General features: G+C 36.5%; 12 protein-coding genes. 8 read left to right on the plus strand and 4 right to left on the minus strand.

What is annotated here, in order from left to right:
* The first annotated feature begins 76 nt into the window (after nucleotides 1–76).
* Entirely contained in the window at nucleotides 77–412 is a 336-nt protein-coding gene (locus AC0YN6_RS25280; protein ID WP_475750352.1) for a hypothetical protein, read from the plus strand.
* Between the two features lie 27 nt (nucleotides 413–439).
* On the opposite strand, the gene AC0YN6_RS25285 is transcribed toward AC0YN6_RS25280, so the two are convergent.
* From AC0YN6_RS25285 to AC0YN6_RS25300, 4 genes are all read right to left on the minus strand, one after another.
* A complete protein-coding gene (locus AC0YN6_RS25285) occupies nucleotides 440–2,869 on the minus strand; it encodes a type IV secretory system conjugative DNA transfer family protein (RefSeq protein ID WP_475750354.1) in 2,430 nt (809 codons plus the stop codon).
* A 129-nt stretch (nucleotides 2,870–2,998) separates the two neighbouring features.
* Nucleotides 2,999–3,997, minus strand: coding sequence for a hypothetical protein (locus AC0YN6_RS25290; protein ID WP_475750356.1), 999 nt, complete (start codon nucleotides 3,995–3,997; stop codon nucleotides 2,999–3,001).
* A 3,128-nt stretch (nucleotides 3,998–7,125) separates the two neighbouring features.
* A complete protein-coding gene (locus AC0YN6_RS25295; protein WP_475750357.1) occupies nucleotides 7,126–7,743 on the minus strand; it encodes a hypothetical protein in 618 nt (205 codons plus the stop codon).
* A gap of 54 nt (nucleotides 7,744–7,797) precedes the next feature.
* Nucleotides 7,798–9,108 carry a ParM/StbA family protein gene (locus AC0YN6_RS25300; RefSeq protein WP_475750359.1) on the minus strand — a complete coding sequence of 437 codons (1,311 nt, stop codon included), beginning with the start codon at nucleotides 9,106–9,108 and terminating at the stop codon, nucleotides 7,798–7,800.
* Between the two features lie 630 nt (nucleotides 9,109–9,738).
* Between AC0YN6_RS25300 and AC0YN6_RS25305 the strand changes: the two genes are divergently transcribed.
* The 7 genes from AC0YN6_RS25305 to AC0YN6_RS25335 form a co-directional block, all read left to right on the plus strand.
* Nucleotides 9,739–10,725, plus strand: coding sequence for a replication-relaxation family protein (locus AC0YN6_RS25305; protein ID WP_475750361.1), 987 nt, complete (start codon nucleotides 9,739–9,741; stop codon nucleotides 10,723–10,725).
* Nucleotides 10,726–11,045: 320 nt separating this feature from the next.
* Nucleotides 11,046–11,414, plus strand: a complete 369-nt coding sequence (locus AC0YN6_RS25310) for a hypothetical protein (RefSeq protein WP_475750363.1) — start codon at nucleotides 11,046–11,048, stop codon at nucleotides 11,412–11,414.
* Nucleotides 11,415–11,430: 16 nt separating this feature from the next.
* Nucleotides 11,431–12,567 carry a conjugal transfer protein gene (locus tag AC0YN6_RS25315; protein WP_475750365.1) on the plus strand — a complete coding sequence of 379 codons (1,137 nt, stop codon included), beginning with the start codon at nucleotides 11,431–11,433 and terminating at the stop codon, nucleotides 12,565–12,567.
* 19 nt (nucleotides 12,568–12,586) lie between these two features.
* On the plus strand, nucleotides 12,587–12,883 hold the full coding sequence (locus AC0YN6_RS25320) for a hypothetical protein (protein WP_475750367.1): 297 nt from the start codon (nucleotides 12,587–12,589) through the stop codon (nucleotides 12,881–12,883).
* 5 nt (nucleotides 12,884–12,888) lie between these two features.
* Nucleotides 12,889–13,290, plus strand: a complete 402-nt coding sequence (locus AC0YN6_RS25325) for a TcpE family conjugal transfer membrane protein (RefSeq protein ID WP_475750369.1) — start codon at nucleotides 12,889–12,891, stop codon at nucleotides 13,288–13,290.
* Nucleotides 13,291–13,325: 35 nt separating this feature from the next.
* Nucleotides 13,326–15,989 (plus strand): ATP-binding protein, encoded by a 2,664-nt coding sequence (locus AC0YN6_RS25330; protein ID WP_475750371.1) that lies wholly within the window; start codon nucleotides 13,326–13,328, stop codon nucleotides 15,987–15,989.
* On the plus strand, nucleotides 15,958–19,134 hold a 3,177-nt coding region (locus AC0YN6_RS25335), incomplete at its 3' end, for a CD3337/EF1877 family mobilome membrane protein (RefSeq protein WP_475750373.1). The genes AC0YN6_RS25330 and AC0YN6_RS25335, both read left to right, overlap by 32 nt.

Raw genomic sequence — 19,134 nt, forward strand, 5'->3', positions numbered from 1 at the left:
GTTTGCTTAAACATGTGTTAATATATATATTAGATTATTAGAATATTAGATCGTTGGAAAGAAAGGCGGGTAATAAATGAATTCTGTAGACAATAATTCTCAAATTACTTTTGAACTAGATTCACTATTGAAACCTTATTTAAGAGAAATGATATCTAATTTGCCGAATGCCTCCAAGTTAATTATGCAAACACTTGCTACTAAAGATTACAACAAAGAGGATTTATCATTAAAAGCAGGTGTTCGAAGAGGAGAATTGAACTTTGCATTAATTTGGATTGAATCTCTTGGACTTGTAGGATACAGTACAAGCGGTAGACAGAAACTATATACAATAACTGATTTGGGAAATAAAGCACTGAAAGAATTCAATGAAATTTTCCACACTTTAAAATCAGAAAAATGGGAATAGAAAAAAGCGGAGTTTATCTCCGCTTTTCTATTCTTTTTCTTTATTTAGTCGTTTCTCTTCAGAAGCGTTTTTTATTCTTTGAGCTAATTTCATTGTTGTATCATCAATAGAAGCTGGAGCAAATGTAACAGTTTTTGGATATTCTTTCTCGAGTTCACTTGATTCTGCGGCTGCTATTTCTTCTTCACTATCCCACAATAAATTTCTTATAATTTGATAATTCGAATTGTCTTCGTAACTTTTATTCAGATTATCTACTGGGACATCACTTTTTGTTGTTTCTTTATTTTGCTCTTTCAATAATTGTGCATTTTGTTTTATTAAGGCCAGCCTATTTTCTTGTTTAACTTCGCTTTCATCCTCCTTATTGATTATTTCATCTTCAATATCTTCATTCATTTGATCATGTTCAATTAATTCATTTTCAATTTCTCTTTCAGATTTTCCATCCTTTTCACTCACAATAGGGTTAAATAATTTTCTTGGTAATGGATATACTAAACCGATTACTGGATCAAGTCGTATGTTGTTATGAACACCTCTAAACAAACACTCACCAGGTGCTCCAGTTTCCGGATTATATCCTTTAAGTTTTAAAATTTCTGCCGGCATTACTGTGTATCTCTTCTCTTCTTTTATTTGAGTTTTAAATCCACTTGCTGACATTTCATCTGTACCGCTGCTAATACCGATTTTATATTCTTCACCAATCATATCAGCATAATAATCAGCATCTTCATTCTCTAAACCAGCAAGAATAAATTTTTGGACCGCGTTTTGCTTGACCATTGCACCTAACCGTCTGCTTACATCTGTAAGTTGTTCATTACCTTGATGTATTACATTTACAAACACTTCAAATTCACGAGCCATTTCCATAAAGGTTGAAAATTCTTCATCTGCAAACATTTCGATCTCGTCAACTGTCACTTGATGCGCACGTATCTCTTCTTTTAAATTTCTTCTAAATGTACTTGCTCGTAATAAATTTAGGTAAAGCCTACCTACTGTATAAGTCAATGTTTGAAGAGTACCGTATGCTCCGTTTACTAAAACTACATCTCCATTACGTAATGCATAATCTATATTAAAAGTGGACTTCCTACAGAATATTTTTTGTATGTATTTATTACTTGTAAGCTCAGTTAAATAATCATATAAATTAGAATACGTTTGCATCGCATGTTCTTGCATTTTAGGACTGCCGGCCATGTTTCTTGTGTACTCAATTAAAAGAGGTACCTGATTTTCTTGACCTCTCAACTCCGATAATACTTCAGCCCTATAATCATCATTTAAAGGTTGTACTAATCGATCAAGTTCATTGTATCCGCATTCGTTACCATAGAGTATCTTTAACGCTTTTATACATACACGCATGAGTTGCGTAGAGCGACTTTTAAAGTACTGAACCGCCTCAGGTCCCAAGTAACCATGAAATGCCGATACATTTGCTTCAATCATTGGCTCATAATCTTGTCCATCAGGTACATCAAACGGGTTCAAACAATCAGAAAACTCAAATTCAGGATCAAGTCTGAAGTAAGGCCGATCCGTCCTATCCATAAAATTTGATAATCTGTTTATTAATGAACCTTTGGGTTCAATTATCGTACTACCAATATAATCGTTTAATAAATCTTGTGAGATAAGGTTAGTTGCAAGTAATGTTTTTCCCGCACCTGTACCACCGATAATTTGTGTATGTTGGGCCCTATCATTTCTACTAATAGACACCAGCTGACTTTGCTTTTCTTTAGTAGGTTGAGTATGAAATAACTCTAACTTACAGTCTTTTGAATAGTAGCGCAGATGAGATAAACTACCTTTTTTGTTTAAATCAATCCCTTCAAATTCATACATTTCTTCTGTTGAAATTGAATCTTTCTTTGTAGTTTCTTTTGTATTATCATTCTTACGCTTTTGATTCATTTCATATTTTTCCACAGTTAAAGTTAATCGATTAAATACAGTAGCTTTGATATTAAACTGTAACGTGTAATATAAGGTTACAACTAAAACCCCAAAGAACAATATAGCTACCAACAGCATACCTACACCATAAGGTACATACTTTAATATTATTTGTCCTAGAGCTAAAGTACTCAACGAATTTAAAAATGTTTGTATTATTGGTTTTGCGTAAACGTTTTTAAATAATGCTGGACAGGAATATATAACATGCCCAAGAAAACAAGCGATATGTATTGGAATGGCTCGATAGAATACTGGTTCTGATAAACCGTAATACTGGTCTTGGTACTTCCCAATCAACCAGAAGAATATCAATAACAAGAAAGCTAATAACGATAACGCTTGAAAGTTCCAAATAAAATTTTTATTAGCGGGATCCATAGAAAATCTTCGTGAAGCAATGAATATATTTTTAAAAATGAATGCAACCATGTGTCCCGCAGCGGAAAATATTCCACCAAGTATCATACCTACGTATTTCACTACATCCTCTCCTTTTCCACCAGTATACAAACTAATATATTACTATATCAATATACTATAATATTGATATAGTAATAGCACGATATCCTTCCCTTTTTATAAATTAAAGGAAAGGATATTTGCTTTTCATTATTTAAACCAATTGAATATACCTTTTTTCTTTTTCTCTTTTCCAATTGTATTTAACCAAACTCTTATCTCAAAATTCAAATCCGGATTTTCTTTTCCTATATCTTTGAGTTGCTTATGAATTGATTCTTTTTCTTCTGCATTTTTTGTTTCTTCATATTTATCAAATAGTTCCATTACTTTTTCTTTTAGAGTGCGTATGAATAGTTCTCTATGATCTTGTTTGTATTTACTTATCCTCTCTTCTGCCGCGCTCTTATATAACTTTATTGTATATTCTTGTCCTGGATATTCGATTACTAATTTGTTGAATAGTTCAATTTGCTCTTCTTTTTCTTGAATCGTTGTTTCTGATGAAATCACATTTTCATATATCTCTATTGTTTTAATTTTCACTTCATCATCTTTCGAATTTTCAATGAGTAAATCTTGTGTTGCTGATTTCGCCCTCTTTTCAACCTCATTGAAAAACTCTCCTGATTCTATATGAGAATAAAAATTCTCGAATCTTTCCATCTTCTTGATCATTTGTAACAATATATCGTTATTTCCATCTTGTTTTTGTTCGGCTGTCGCTGGCTTCCCAGGTGAACCATATAGTATCTCTCTTAATTGCGGTATAGTAAATTCCGAGCCTTCTCCAGTGAGCCCGTCTATCATCTTTAACTTAAAAACCGATATGAAGTTATGTTTATAGGTCTTACTATTTCCTTCGCCCATAGTATTAGGATTAACATAATCTAGCAGCTCGCGACGCTTATTTTTAATTACATAATCTTGTGTTTCACAAATATCAGCAACTTGGCTAGTTAAGTATAAAGCATCCTTATCCATTGACAATATCTTTTCTGTAAGTATCCGATCCAGCATTCCTCTTTTTTTATACATCTCAAACAGGACTGATTTACCTTCAAATGCATCCAGTAATAGTTCCCACATCTCATCTTTTTTAGCTTGTGCTAATTCGCTCTTAGTAACTACTGTATCTTCTTCATTCATTTTATAATCACCCGTTTCAGCATTCTATAAACCCATTTTACAGTATGTACTTACGAATAAAAAGAACTAATTCGGATTTATTCATATATTATTGAAATCCAGCATATTTCCGCATTTATTCGAATTTACTCAGATTTATTCGCACATATCCGTTTAGATCCTTAGCGAATAAATCTGAATATCTACTGTTTATTCGCCGTTATTCACCCGTAACCTACTTAACCAAGACATGTATCCAACATAATTCGTATACGTCCAGATAAATCCGTATAAATCCGAATTTATGTTTGGGTGAATAACTGCGAATAACTGTTCTTTATTCGACATTCTGCAAGGGCTCATTTGTATATCATTATTATATTATACTAATCCTATTATAATAGATTTATTATCTTATAATAATTCAAATGGAGTCTGATCACCTTGTGGAAATAAAATTCTTAAATCCATAGAATATCATCGGTTAATAGTTGGAATACCTACTATTGATCAAATCAAGTTAGAGGTTATTAGTCTATCTATGTGGAAGAGGGGTGAGAAGTAATTTGCCTGAAATATGACAATAAACCAGAATGCAAATTAGCCTAGTTCCAACAACTTCAGTAACCTTGCAACACCCTCAATCGCTTATTGTTTGCAGAGATATCTTTAATTGTAGCAAATCAAATTGAGGAACTTAGTTATCTTCTAAAAGAGTAGAAGTTGCAAAGGGCAGCTTACGGTAACCTACAGGTTTTGTATCTTAAAGATCAATACACACTGTCACCAGTTAATTTATGAATCACACAGATTGGGTAATACGACTAACGGAATATAAGGTTCTACGTATAGACTAGTACTTATTTTTAAATAACCACTTTAGTATTTAAGAACATTTATATAAAGTGTTTAACAAATACAGAAGGTGGGCATAATCTTAATAGATTAGAAGATTGCAAGATTCCTATTTTACTCAGGTTATCATATGACTGCGTGTTAATGATTCGCGTTACCACTTAATAGATGATCCGCATCTATAAAATGGCAATCCGCGCTAATTTTCAGTGGAAACTTCAAATAACCACACTAGAAGCCCCTCTGTACTTTAGCACTGTGGGGCTTCTAGTGTGGTATTTCTGGACACTATTGGTTTACTTTCTCCATTCTGAATTAAAAAGTCGTGGCCATTAACTTTCTACTCGAGACAAACGGATACATCCGAGTAAGTGCGAATATTAAGTAGAAACAGAATATAATTAACATTCGTTCGATGGGGGAGAAGATCATTTCCGCACTAGACAAATCGCTTTAATTATCATAAGCAATAATGGTCTTAAATTTAACAAGATATATACCAGCACAGAGTTATGAGTTTGTTGCTATATAGCGGTCAGTCAATTTTTATAATGGATTTGAATGTTATCATTTTAGCTTATCTCTATGCTGCTCTTTAAGATGTTATATCTGCGTTTTTTAGAAATGCAAAGAAGCGCATATGTTTTGATCATAAAGGCAGCAGCGAATAACGGCCCTGTCTTTAAAATTGGCAGAAATAGAGCTCATGGTACTTGCATAGAAGGTTGATACCGTTGAACAGTTTGCAAGTTTTGTTTAATTGTTTCTAAGTTTCTCGTTCGAGGTACTGATATGTAAATTTTGGGGAAGATGAAGAACAAAGGGTAATTGATTGGATAATGCTCAAATCATTACTACTGGTTTTCCTGGCTTGGCGTTTGTTTTCCTCATCTGATGTTCTCACGTCCCCAATAACCATAGGGTCATATATTTTTCAATTTTGAATTGTTCGTTTGAAGCAGCTATCTCTTTCATAACAGCTGACACAACAATCTAATTCTTTAGTAAATAAGATTTATAAAGAAATTCGAAGATTTCGCTACGTGCAAACCAATCTAAATCCTCAGCATTAATGAGCCTGCACATTTAGTAATTCAATTCGATTTACATAACTATTTCCAAAAATTTGGATACAGCAGTTCAAGCGTTAGTATACTATCATCATTGTAAACTGCAATGAAGTCAATTTCATTAGTACCAATTTTAAAAATTTGATAACTATCAGGTTTTTATAATTTGAGCGACTTGATTTTTAAACTATTTAAATCACTAATAGCTGGATTGATTATGTGGCCAACTCCATGGTTTACACCATCACAGAAGTCCATGTCCACCACATCAAATCGTGTGAAAATAGTACCGGTAGTGCCATCTCCACAATCTAAATGAAGAATACATTTACCTTCTAGATAGCTGCCATCTATATCTCCAAGGTTATATAATTCTGAAAACTCTTTAAAGAGAAGAGGAGCACTTGAAACTTTTTGATTGTTTTTACCTTTAGTACGCCCGTTTCACTTCTAATTATAGAGCAAACACCGCTGGAGTATCTTCTTGAAGAATCTGAATATAACTAAAGATGATCTTTATCAAGAAAATCACATTGGTATAACATTATAATAGCATTTAAATTGAATTATAACTTTATGCGAATATGATTGGTATTATCCGCATTTATCCGAGTCGTTTTAAATATTCAATTCAGATCTATTCGTGTTAATACGCAATAGTTCAGGTATATTCTCTGAATAACATATAGATATTCCAAACTTATTTGTATTACTAAGATCTCGAAAGTTAAATAACTAGGTTAAGAAATGATGATTTTCAATTCAAAAGATCATATCCGAGAGAGGAGTATTTTTTTATCTACTATGTTATTACGTCATGCTTTGTGATTATTAACTGCTGTATTTATGAAATGTCTTAAACAAATCCAACATCGTGCTTTTTGTTATACCTTTGGTATAGATGTACATATAGATTATTTTCTTACTTGTATATGCAGTTCTAAATGCCAACAAGTCTTGCAGATATTAAAGAAATCAATAAATTCAAAACCCGACTAATTCTATATAAAATAACAAAAAAATTAACCCAAACCCAAGAAATAAAGATAAGACCTAATGGTAAAAAGTCATTGAATTACCATAAAGAGAAGAAAGTGAGCTGCATGATAATAACAAGAGGAAGAAACGTAATGCATCTGACTATTCAAATAAATTCGCACTAAATAGTAAATGCAACTCCTAAACTAAAAAATGGACCTTTTCGATTGAAAAGGTCCATTTTTATTAGTTTTGGTAACTACTAATAACTGAAGAATCAAAAGCCTTCTTTGAAGGACGTTTGATTTGATTATTATGTTGAACACCTATTTCACTATTATCAATTGGTATGAACTCCTGTTTTACGGTCTCAATTTTAGAAGGAATATTTTCAACTTCGAAATTAGTCTCTGACCTTACATCCACATTATTCTGTAGATTATCTTGTGGAATAGATAATGATGATGAGACAGGTGCTGTTGTTTGCTCATTGGCATAAACAGGTATTTGAATAGAAGTCTCTGACCTTACATCCACATTATTTTGTAGATTATCTTGTGGAATAGATAATGATGAAGAGACAGGTGCTGTTGTTTGCTGATTGGCATAAACAGGTACTTGAATAGAAGGTTGATACCCTTGACCAGTTTGCAAATTTTGTCTAATTGTTTCTATGCTTCTCGTTCGAGGTACTGATAATTGTAAATCTTGAATACCATTCTCAGCGATATCTTTTTGAATTAAATATCTTATAGAGTCACCATGTACGGTTTGAGCATTAATCCAATCAATTACCAATTGTTCTTCATCTTCCCGAAGCTTCATTACAACTGGTTTTCCTGGCTTGGCGTCTGTTTTCCTCATATGATGTTCTCACCTCCCCAATAACCATAGGGTCATATATTATCCAATTTTGAACTATTCGTTTGAAGCAGCTATCTCTTTCATAGCAGGGGTCACAACAATCTTATTCTTTAGTAAATAAGATTTTTTAAGAGATTCGAAGATTTCGCTACGTGCAAACCAATCTAAACCCTCAGCATTTAAAGTCACAGCATAATGAGCCGGAACATATAGTAATTCAATTCGATTTACTTTAGCTAATTCCAACAATTTTGGATACAGCTGTTCCCGCATTAGTATACTACCACCACCGTAAACTGCAATGATGTCAATTTCATTAGTACCAATTTTTAAAATTTGATCACTCTCATGTTTAATAATTTGAGTGACTTGGTTTTCACAATGTGGATGAAAAGCTTGTAAAGCTTCATTTAAAAATTTGTTCTTACGACCCGCATATTGACTCTTAAGAATCTCACTGAATTGTTGTCTCGAGATAGAGTTAAAAGCTTGCGGAGCTAAATTAATTAAATCACTAATGGCTGGATCGATTGCATGGCCAACTCCATGGTTTACACCATCACAGAAGTCCTTGTCTACCGCATCACCTCGTGTGAAAGGAGTATCGGTAGTACCATCTCCACAATCTAAATGAAGAATATTTTTACCTTCTAAATAGCTGCCATCTATATCTCCAAGGTTATATAATTCAGAAAACTCTTTAAAGAGAAGAGGAGCACTCGAATCTGTTTGATCATTGTAACCTTTAGTACGCCAGTTCCCAATTGCATCTAATTGTAAAGCAAATACTGCTGGAGTTCCTTCTTGAAGAATGTGAATATAACTAAAGATAATCTTTACATTCACTTTTTTCGTTACTCCAAGATGTACAGTGACGCTATGACTACCGCTCATAAAACGATCTTTCATGATAGTTGTATTCTTAGGAGAATGTTGTTTTACGGGTAACGCTGTTGCCATATCCGTATTTACAGTTATCTCATCTGAAAGGTCGCCTTCAGCGTGTGCTTTTTGAACAGCTCTGGCAGCAATATTAGCAAGAGTATTTATGTATGGTACCACTTGATCCGATTTTGCATTATTCCCTTTTACATATAAGTTCGTAACATTTTCACCGTTAGTTTTTAAAGCGTGTTTACCAATAGTATACGTTCCAGTTGGTATCCCTGCTCCAGATACTATTGAAACTACTAAATTATCATATATATCTTTAAGGTTTCGTTGTACATCTATATCGTCATCAGACCAAGGAACTTGACCAATCATTGAATAAACATTAGGTTGTCGAATCAAAACACCGTCAACAATAATGTCTTGTTCGCTATTCCCATTATCGTTCCCTACGAAAAAATGATATTGCTTCATCTTATTTCCTCCTTGGTTTTTAAAAATCATAAATTATCTATACGACTAATTCTAAGGATTTTTATACCAATAGTCAACCATCATAATAATCTTAGTAGCACATGATTATAATCCTATTATATTAACATAATACCTTTATACGAATATGATTGGTATTATCCGCATTTATCCGAGTCTTTTCAAATGTTCAATTCAGATCTATTCGTGTTAATACGCAATAGTTCAGGTTTATTCTTTGAATCAAATATTGATATCCCAAACCTAGATGTATTACTATGATCTCGTAAGTTAAATTACTAGACCAAGAGATGATGGTATTCAAATCTAGAGATCAAATCATCAAGGTCGAGAGAGGAGTGTTTTTTTATCTACTATGTTCATACGTCATGCTTTATGATTATTAATTGCTGTTTTTATGTAATGTTTTAAACAAGTCCTACATCGAGCTTTTTGTCATACCTTTGGTATAGATGTACGTACAGATTAATGTCGAACGTGTAAATGCAGCTCAAAAATCCAGTAAGTCTTGCAGTTTCTAGATAAATCAAGAAGTTCAAATCCCGACTAATACCGTAAACACCAACAAAAAAATCAACCCCAACCCAATCATGGAACAAGAGAGGAGCAGTAATGGTAAAAGACAGTAAGTTACCTGAAAGAGACGAAAGCGATTTACATGATAATAACAAGAAGAAGAAACGAAATTCGTCTGACTTTACACTAGGTAAAACCATCGATTTAATTTCTAATACCGAATGGCGGTTATTAACAGATTTGTATTTATGTCGTTGTATGCCTCAAACAACAGTTGTAGATACATATTTTTTAGACACGCCAGAATTCCATTATCCTGAGTATGAAAAATCGAGTTCTGAGCAGAAGAATGAGTTAATAGTGAAGAACAAAAATCGAGCGCTCATAAAATCGCGACGAACATTTAAGCGACTTAAAGATCGGGGTTTAGTGGAAGCATCTTCATTCATTCCAGGTTCATCAGAATACCCGTCTCATAAACGGGGGAGGATCATTGGAGAAACTTGGTACTATTTAAGCAGTCGTGGTCTTCGAATCGTAGAAATCAAGAGAGGTATTCTAGAGGAGAACCGTCTGTCTAAACATGAATTAGATATGGAGAGAGCGAAGAAAGATCATTTTTGGGAACTTGGAAAGGTATATCTGGATCTTAAATATCGTTGGATGTCGCAATTCCCTGAGTTGAAACAATTCCAAGAGTGGGATTGGTACCCATCAATGTCGGTCTATAGTGATAATGAGATTAACTCTGTACGACCGGATGCGATTCTTAGGAGTGGTCAACAGGTGTTCTACGTTGAACTCGATAGATCTACTGAACCAGTACAACGTTCTCCATTTTACACAGAACAAGTTTCTATTGAAAAAAAACTAGAAAGATATAGAGATATCATTAAACTATCGACCAATAAAGTAATAAGAAATGGGATAATTACGTTTATAATTCCGGATGCAGTCTATAAAACTCGACTAATCAATATAGATAATGCAGCAAAACGGGTATTTGGAACTGATAATAGGGTGGTCACAGGAAGGAATATAGCAGACATTATTTCAGCTTATTCTAGGTTTGCAGGTAAATGACCTTAATAATTAATCTAGAAGAGGGTACTGAGACATCCATATTGATGAATACAACATCAAGAGTGGGCGATAGGGGAATAAGTTCACGTGTACGATCCTAAATTGTAATTCAAGATCAATTTGATTGTAAGAGTTAGAGTTAATAGCGTTAAATTTAGATTCATTTCATAAAAAACGAATAACTTTATAACATGCAAAAGCTGATAAACAGAGAATAATTAGCTACAAGATTTTTCTAATACTAATATATTAATCACCTAAATGATATGTTAGTATATTGATAATCTAATATACTACTATTGAGTGGGGGTGAACGTTATTTGAGCAAAAACAAAAAAATAGTTCTTTTATGTGTCAGCATTCTGTTTATTCTGATCGCAGCAGTCCTATTTATTCGCGATCCTGTTAAGCAGCCCACTTTAGAACCACCAATACAAACCGAATTTGTAACTCCTACACCCGCTACAACTTCGGAACCGATCCGAAGCGATTCACATGAAACAGTAGAGAAGATCATTGACCAGGCGTCAAAAGCAGTTGCAGATCAAGCACCTGGTTTATGGGAAAAAGTAGTATCAACATGGAATTGGTTCATGGGCTTTGACACAAAGTACGCACTCATACTTCTTGCCGTTTGTTTAATCCTATGTGCAATTATCTTTGGCAACAAGAACAAAAAAAGTTCATAAGTAGGTGAAATAAAAATTGTCCCTTTTTTCAAAGAAGAAAAAGAAAGAGGATGCTACCGAGACCAAGGAACCTCCTGCGGTAAAGAAGACAGATCCTAAACCTAAATCAGATAAAGCAATAAAACCGCGGGCTCCAAATACCATGTTCCCCAAACGATTAATCCGAATTGTTGTTTGGTTATTCATCGGATTTGTCTTTATAAAGGGATTGGTATCCTGTGCACAAGGAACACGAATAATAGAGAACTACACAACAGTCGGCAGCAATGAGCCTACGACTGCTGATAATGTAAAGGGTTTTGCAACCGACTTTGCAGCGGAGTACTTCACATGGGATGCGGACAAGCCCAATGAACGAATAGAACGTCTAGCTAAATTTATTACTGGTATTGAACAAGATGCTGGATTAAAGACTTATAACGTTAAAGGTTCATCCCGTGTACAATCAGCAGAAGTCTACGCTAGTGAGAAAATCAATGATAAACAATTCGACATCACCGTTGTAATACGTAGAACAGTTGAGTTGAATGCTGATGCATCTCTCATATCCATACCCGGTCAAACTACTAAGACTGAAAAGACTACCATTACAGATAAAACGTACATGGTAGTACCTGTCACATTAACTACAAACGGTTTGTTAATTCACTCTTATCCACGCTTCATAGCAGAACAAGAGAAGGGACAGAAGGAAGAGTCAATCATTGGCCAACCTGTAAATGATATTTTAATTGTTGACCTTGGTACCGAACTTGCTGGGAGTTTTCTTCAATCATACTTTGAAGGTAATGTAAGCCAATTGAAATACTATTACGCGGACCATGTTAAACCACCCGAGTTCGTGCCAAAATCATCCTTTTCACTTGAAAAAATAGAATCGGTGAACATATTTCAAATAAATGCTGCTGGTGATTTACCAAAATATTATCGCATCGATGCTTCTGTAATCGTGAAGAGTTCACTGGGAGAAACATTTACCAATATGTGGACAATAAATGCTACAGAGAAAGATGGTCGATTATATGTACTCTTTTTAGGTCAAAACTATGATTCCAAAACAGACTTAAATCAACAACAGACAACTGAAGGTAGCGGTTTACAAAACCAGGTTGAGACTCCCGCATCAAATCCACCTATAACAACAAACCAATAATTGAGAGGGGTTTTACCCAATGATTCAATCGAAAAAAATGTTCCTTCGTGTTTCACTGCTTACGCTCTCGTCTATTAGCTACGTAGTTCCTGCTTTTGCAAGTAATCCCGGCGTAAACGCAAATAACTGGGTCACTAAAAATGTGGGTGCACTTATCCCCGGAGTTTTATTATGCGTATGTGTATATTTCCTATTTACTAGAGATTGGATGAAATTGATTAGCTTCTTCGCATTAACATTAGTAGTAGCCATGATCATGAACTGGACTGCAATGCAGGCTTTAGCCACTACACTTTGGAAAGCTGTATTCGGTTAATAAAAGTGAGTGAAAAACAAGAATCTCCACGCATAACCGTATCCAATTATACGAAGCTATGGAACTTAGATTGGGTCATTTATGCACTGGAAGGCAAGAAGCTACCCATACCCGTAAATCTCAGACTCGTGGGCGTATTCTTTGCTTGCTGGATATTCTGGGCTTTTGTTGGAAAAATACTCTTCTTCATTCCAGGTGTCTACAGCTACTTCTTTCTTCCCATAGTATCTACTTGGCTAATTGCCAAACAGAAATTAGACGGCAAAGCGCCACATAAATGGCTGCTTAGTATGATTTTCTTCTGGATGCGCAATAAGCATCTTCATCGCTACCGAAAAATAGAACACAACAAACGATATGTGTATAAAAGTATTGTGATATATCGCACTACGAGAGAGCGTGTCTAAACACGCTCTATTCTTCTATAAGGAGGCTAATCGTATTGGCATCATCCATAGCGAATACCAAAAAGAGTGTATCGAAAGTCAATATCGAATTTCCTATTGCCTATTTTGAGCGAAACCTTATCTTCAACCATAACAAAGAAGCTTGGGCACTTTATGAATTAGATTCTTATATATACGATCATCTAAGTGAGCAGCAGAAAATAGATCGTTTAATAACCCAAACTTCCTTCCTAGGACTACTCACAGATAAGTTCCACATTATGTGGCTACCTAAAACACATGACATCAATAAGCACCATGAAAGATTAATCGAAAAACGTGTATCCGGTCCTTTGAAAAAAAAGGCGATTCGAATGATTGGGGACATAAACGGGTACCTTCAGGAAAATTACAATACCATCGATGGTTCAAACAACGCCGACTATCGAGCTTATATTGCTGTATTTCTCCCTAAGGGCGACGAACAAGATTTGATCGAACATGTCAGTAGTATTGCATCAGAACTTAAAAAGATGATTTTGCATCCAAAACGAGCCATCGAGAATTGGACCGGTCTTAATGAACCTGAAATTTATGAACATGAATTTCAAAGTTACCTCATTAGGGAACGACAAATTTTCGAACGACTCTCTCGCCGTATGAAAATTAAACGAGGGACGGCTGCCACTACAGAATGGCTCATCAAACGAAATTTTTGGTGGGGTATCGCAGATCCATCGCTTCGGTCTACGGATAGTGAACCTTGGTCTCCAAAGAAGCGAAAAGGAATCCGCGGCGGGATAGATACATTTCTATACGATTCCAGGCAAGTTCTAACGCTTACTGAAGCCGAAATCGATTGTTCGCATCCAAGACGGATAAAACTTCATCAGCAGCATGATGGAGAGGACAAGCATATCTATCACGCCTACCTAACGCTATCTGACTTACCTGAAAATATGGATATGCCCGGTAGTGAATGGCTTTATAGCGCAGCTACCTTACCTTTCCCAGTACAAATGAGTATTAAGGTCGATGTACTTGAAGCACGCGAAGCAATTAAAAAGTTAGGCCGTAAAAAAATGGACATTGATAACCAAGTTAAAAATATTAATGAAGCAGGCGCCACCGTACCCATTGATCTCCAAGAAAAGCAGGAGAGAGCGCTCTACTTAGAGGATGAATACAAAAAACGCAAAAACCCAACCTTCATTACACATGTAACCTATGGCCTCTACCATACGGATCTGAACATGTTGAAAAGTAATGTGAAGATATTACAAGACCATTACCGTGACTTCGGTAATATACAAGTAGAGATTCCAGCAGGAGATCAATGGCTCCTTTTTAATGATTACATACCTGGTTCTCCGCGTTATGTATCCGATTATGTACAACGCATTCCGCCTGAGTACCTTGCCTCTGGCATGATCGGTGCAACACAAGAGCTAGGCGATGGAAAAGGGCTCTATATCGGCACAACGGGTTCACTCGATCACCCTGTATACTTCGACCCTGCAAATGCCAGTCAGGAAAACCGAAGTCCAAGTATCACGATACACGGAACGCTCGGCGGTGGTAAATCCGTATTGGGTAATCTGCTTTCTTATCAGAATGCAGCATTACTTGGCGGAAAAACACTCATTTTCGATCCAAAAGGCGAACGTTCAAACTGGCCGAATGACTTACCTGAACTAACAGGACAGATTCAAGTTGCGACCTTATCATCCTCACTAGAAGACATGGGGAAGCTCGACCCATTTGTAATGTTGGATGATATTGAAACAGCAAAGGAAGCGGCTGTAGAAATATTGGCTTACCTATCTTCAACGAAGACAAACAGTGTAGAGTACAGCTATATTTCACAAGCCGTGAACACCTTGGCAAAAGAAGAAAATCCTTATTTAGCTAAATGTATTCCTGTTCTATTAGAAATGGGTAAAACGCGCCCACAAGCACATACACTTGCAGAAATCTTGGAAAGCTTTCAAACCCTTTCATTTGCAAAATTGCTTTTTGGTACAGGTGGAGAGAGCACTATAAAAATTGACTTTGCAATCAATATACTACAAGTTCAGAATTTGCAGATGCCCTCGCCTGATAAATCACCTGATAACTACTCTCTAGGCGAGAAAATGAGTGTAGCGTTGATGTTTGCAATCGCACGCTTCGCTCATAAATTCATCTATCATAATAAATCGATCTTCAAATTCGTTTTTATGGATGAAGCATGGGCACTACTAGGCACACAAGCAGGCAAAGCACTTGCGGATATGGTTGTAAGGACAGGAAGAAGTCTCAATGGCGGTGCGATATTCGGTACACAGAATGCGACAGATGTAGCAGGTGACTTGGCCGGTAACATTGGTGTGAAATTCGCTTTTCGGGATCAAGATACAACCAAAATTAAGAATACACTTGCGTATTTCGGGCTAGAGGCCACGCAACAGAATATTGATATGATCAAAAATCTAAACAATGGTCAATGCCTTATGCAAGATCTATATGGCCGTGTAGGTCTCGTCTTTATCGACGTCGTCTTCCAACACCTCTTTGATTGTTTCGATACGCGTCCACCAGAAGAATCAAACTTTGTATCCCAACCTGACGAAGAGGATAACGAATTTGATTTGTTGGAACGTTTTCAGCAGTATCATAGCGAAGTAGCTGCTGGGGAGGAGGAATTGGATGGATCAGACGATTCCGAAGAAGAACGTTAACAAGTCAAAAAAGAAAAATCTATTTATCATCCTAGGGTTGTCTCTCATGCTCCTCTTAGGTGTAGGTTTACCGGTTAGTTCGGTCTATGCAGACACATTAGATGAATTGATCCCTAAGGACAGTAACACGAATGCCAATTATAACAAATACAAGGTATCCAACTATTCTTTCCAAACACTGACGAAAGATCGGAATTTCTTTCAAGTCAGTAAGAAGGCACAAGACGGTATCGTACGTGCCTATGACCATATGCTCTCGACTGCCTTTCTTGGATCCGTACAATTCACTAAATTCTTTAATTTTATTGCTCGAGAAGCATTTACCTTTAGTTTTATGAATCAATTGATTGATGGAATAGAGGACATCATTCAAAACCTTACCGGTATTAGTAGAGGAACGATGATCAAGGGAGGTTTCTGGGATAGCATCGGCGGAATTTTAGTTATGGTTACCGTTGCCTATATATTATTTCTGATGTTGCGCGGACGATTCCTCGATGGTCTTCAGCAAGCTTTAACCTTTACACTGGCTCTCGTCGTTTGTTTAATGTTCTTTTCACAAGCCGGTACATTTTTAAAGTTTATAAACCAGTTTAGTAATTCCGTGGGACAAACCATGTATGTAGGCCTAGCTAAGGCGACAGGCCTTAATACGAACTCACAAGACGGTGTAACTGTTATTTCAGAGCAAGTATGGGATGAGTTAGTCATGCGACCTTATAAGATGCTGCAGTTTGACAATACCGATGTCAATGTAAGTGATCTTGATAAAGTACTTCGAACTGAACCGTTCTCTGATGCACGTGAGGAAGCACTAAAGAGTGTTGAAAGTAGATATCCAGCAGTTAGTAGGGAACGACCAAGTGAACAAATGGTCCTCGTTGCTTCTAACTTTATATTTTCCATACCGATCCTTGGACTATTATGTTTTTGGGCTATTGCAACGATTTATATGCGTTTCAAGCTTCTTATTCATGCGGCAGTCATGTCGGTTACCCTACTTGCCGCTCTGTTACCAGGTAGGGAAGCGGGATTCTCCGTATTAAGAGGACAATTCGTAAAGCTAATTGGATATGCCGTCATGACCACCATGACGATGTTTTTCCTAGATTTCTCACTTGTCATGGGCCACCTTACTTTCAAAATTGTAGCTGTACAAGCTGGTATGGGCTGGTTCACGGGTATGCTCTTAGAAGCCGTTGTAATATTCGTAATCTTTAAATACCGTACTGAGATTGGTAGTGTGTTCTCCAAAGCATCAGGTATTATTCCTGCTATGCCAAATCCAAAGTCAACTTTACTCGATGCGGTACAGCGAAACGTTACACGTTCCCTGTATAACGGAGTAACAAATAAGGTATCTGGGCTCTTTAATAGAGAACAATCGGAGGGTGTACCAAGTTCCTTCAACCCGAGTGCACTGCAAAAGTCGGATACCAGCCTCACGGATGCAACGAGTTCCAGTATGATGCTACGTTATCAAAGAGAGAAGCAAGCTTCAGATGAAATAGCCGCAGAAACAGGCCAGACTGCGCAATATACGCCTTACGTCCAGAAGGTTAATGAGAATCTACGAAATGGTACCAAAAACCCATTCCGTGGAATGGACAAAGAATGGAAAGAAGAAAAGGCCCGTATGAAGGATATCAAAGATGATGGCGGTGATATGAAACAGGCTATTCTCACTCAAGGTATACATGAGGGTATGAATGACCAAGAGGTAGCAGCTACCATGTACCAAAATGAGAATGCCATTCGTCAGGCAGCATCCTTTATGGTTCAGCGACCGAAGCGGGCTGTTGACCAAATGGAGCGCGCAAAAACGCTTAATCGTAACCGAAAACTCCAAACATCCTTGGATGATTTCTGTATGATCCAACTTTTTGATCGATATAAGGTGGAGTACAAACAGGCAGTCGACCAGTCAAACGCTACAGGAGAACCGATTAAACACACTGATTTTGTTAATAACATGGATGAACGTTTCAAAAATGCAGGAATGAATACGAATCAAAAAGTTAACGAAAAAATGTTATCTCGATCCGGACGTATTTCTATCGCTCCTGACTTCGATAACATGAAAGAGTTCAACGAAATTAAGATGAAACTCCTTAGTGCAAACGAAGCACTTCGTACCGCAGCTCCACCGACAGTTGGAATTAGATTTCCCGCTGCAGATGTACGTTTTCCTGCGCCTATCAGCGATGCTGCAATGCTTGCACAAATGCCAAAGCTTCCTGATAGCACGCTAAATAGCCATACGATTGATCAAAAAATAGACTTAATGGTATTACAGTCAGTTAACTCTACTACAGCATCAAGTCACACTGCTAACGAAGCTCAAAAGACAGCAGTTCCACCAACTGCAGAACGGATCTCATACGCAAATGATGTACGATTCCCTGTTCCAATCAGTGATGCTGCAGCTCTTACACATATGCCGAAGCTCCCTGATAGCACGCTGACTAGTAAAACGATTGATCACAACATTGATTTATTGTTATTGCAATCAATTAACGCAATTACGGATTCAAAACGTACTACTAACGATGTGCGCTTCCCTGCGCCAATCAGCGATGCTGCCGCTCTTGCACAAATGCCAAAGCTTCCTAATAGCACGTTGAATAGTAAGACGATCGATCAAAAAACAGACTTAATGTACTTACAATCAATTAACGCTACAACGGATATAAGTCTTACTCTTCCCGCTTCAAATGTAATCCCTGGGCCAGTCAGTGATGCTGCAATACTAGCGAAAATGCCTAAGCCTCCTAGTAGTTCGCTGAATAGTGAGACGATTGATCAAAGTATAGATTTCATGTTATCGCAATCCATAAACACTACTACGGATGTCAAACAAAACATTGACACTCGCACGGAAACGAAGGGGGCTGATATTAAAGCACCGGAGCTCATCATGAAAGCTAAAGATAGCTCTTCTATTCACAAGGTAGACCAAAATGCAGCCGTCCATGTCAGACAGAACATTGATACCCGTACAGATATTAACGGGGCTGATGTTAAATCACCTGAGTTGATCGTGAATACGAAAGGTAGCACTTCTAATCACACGGTTGACCAAAACGCAGCCGTTCATGTCAGACAGAACATTGATACCCGTACAGATATTAACGGGGCTGATGTT

This window comes from Paenibacillus sp. J22P15 (assembly GCF_056269345.1).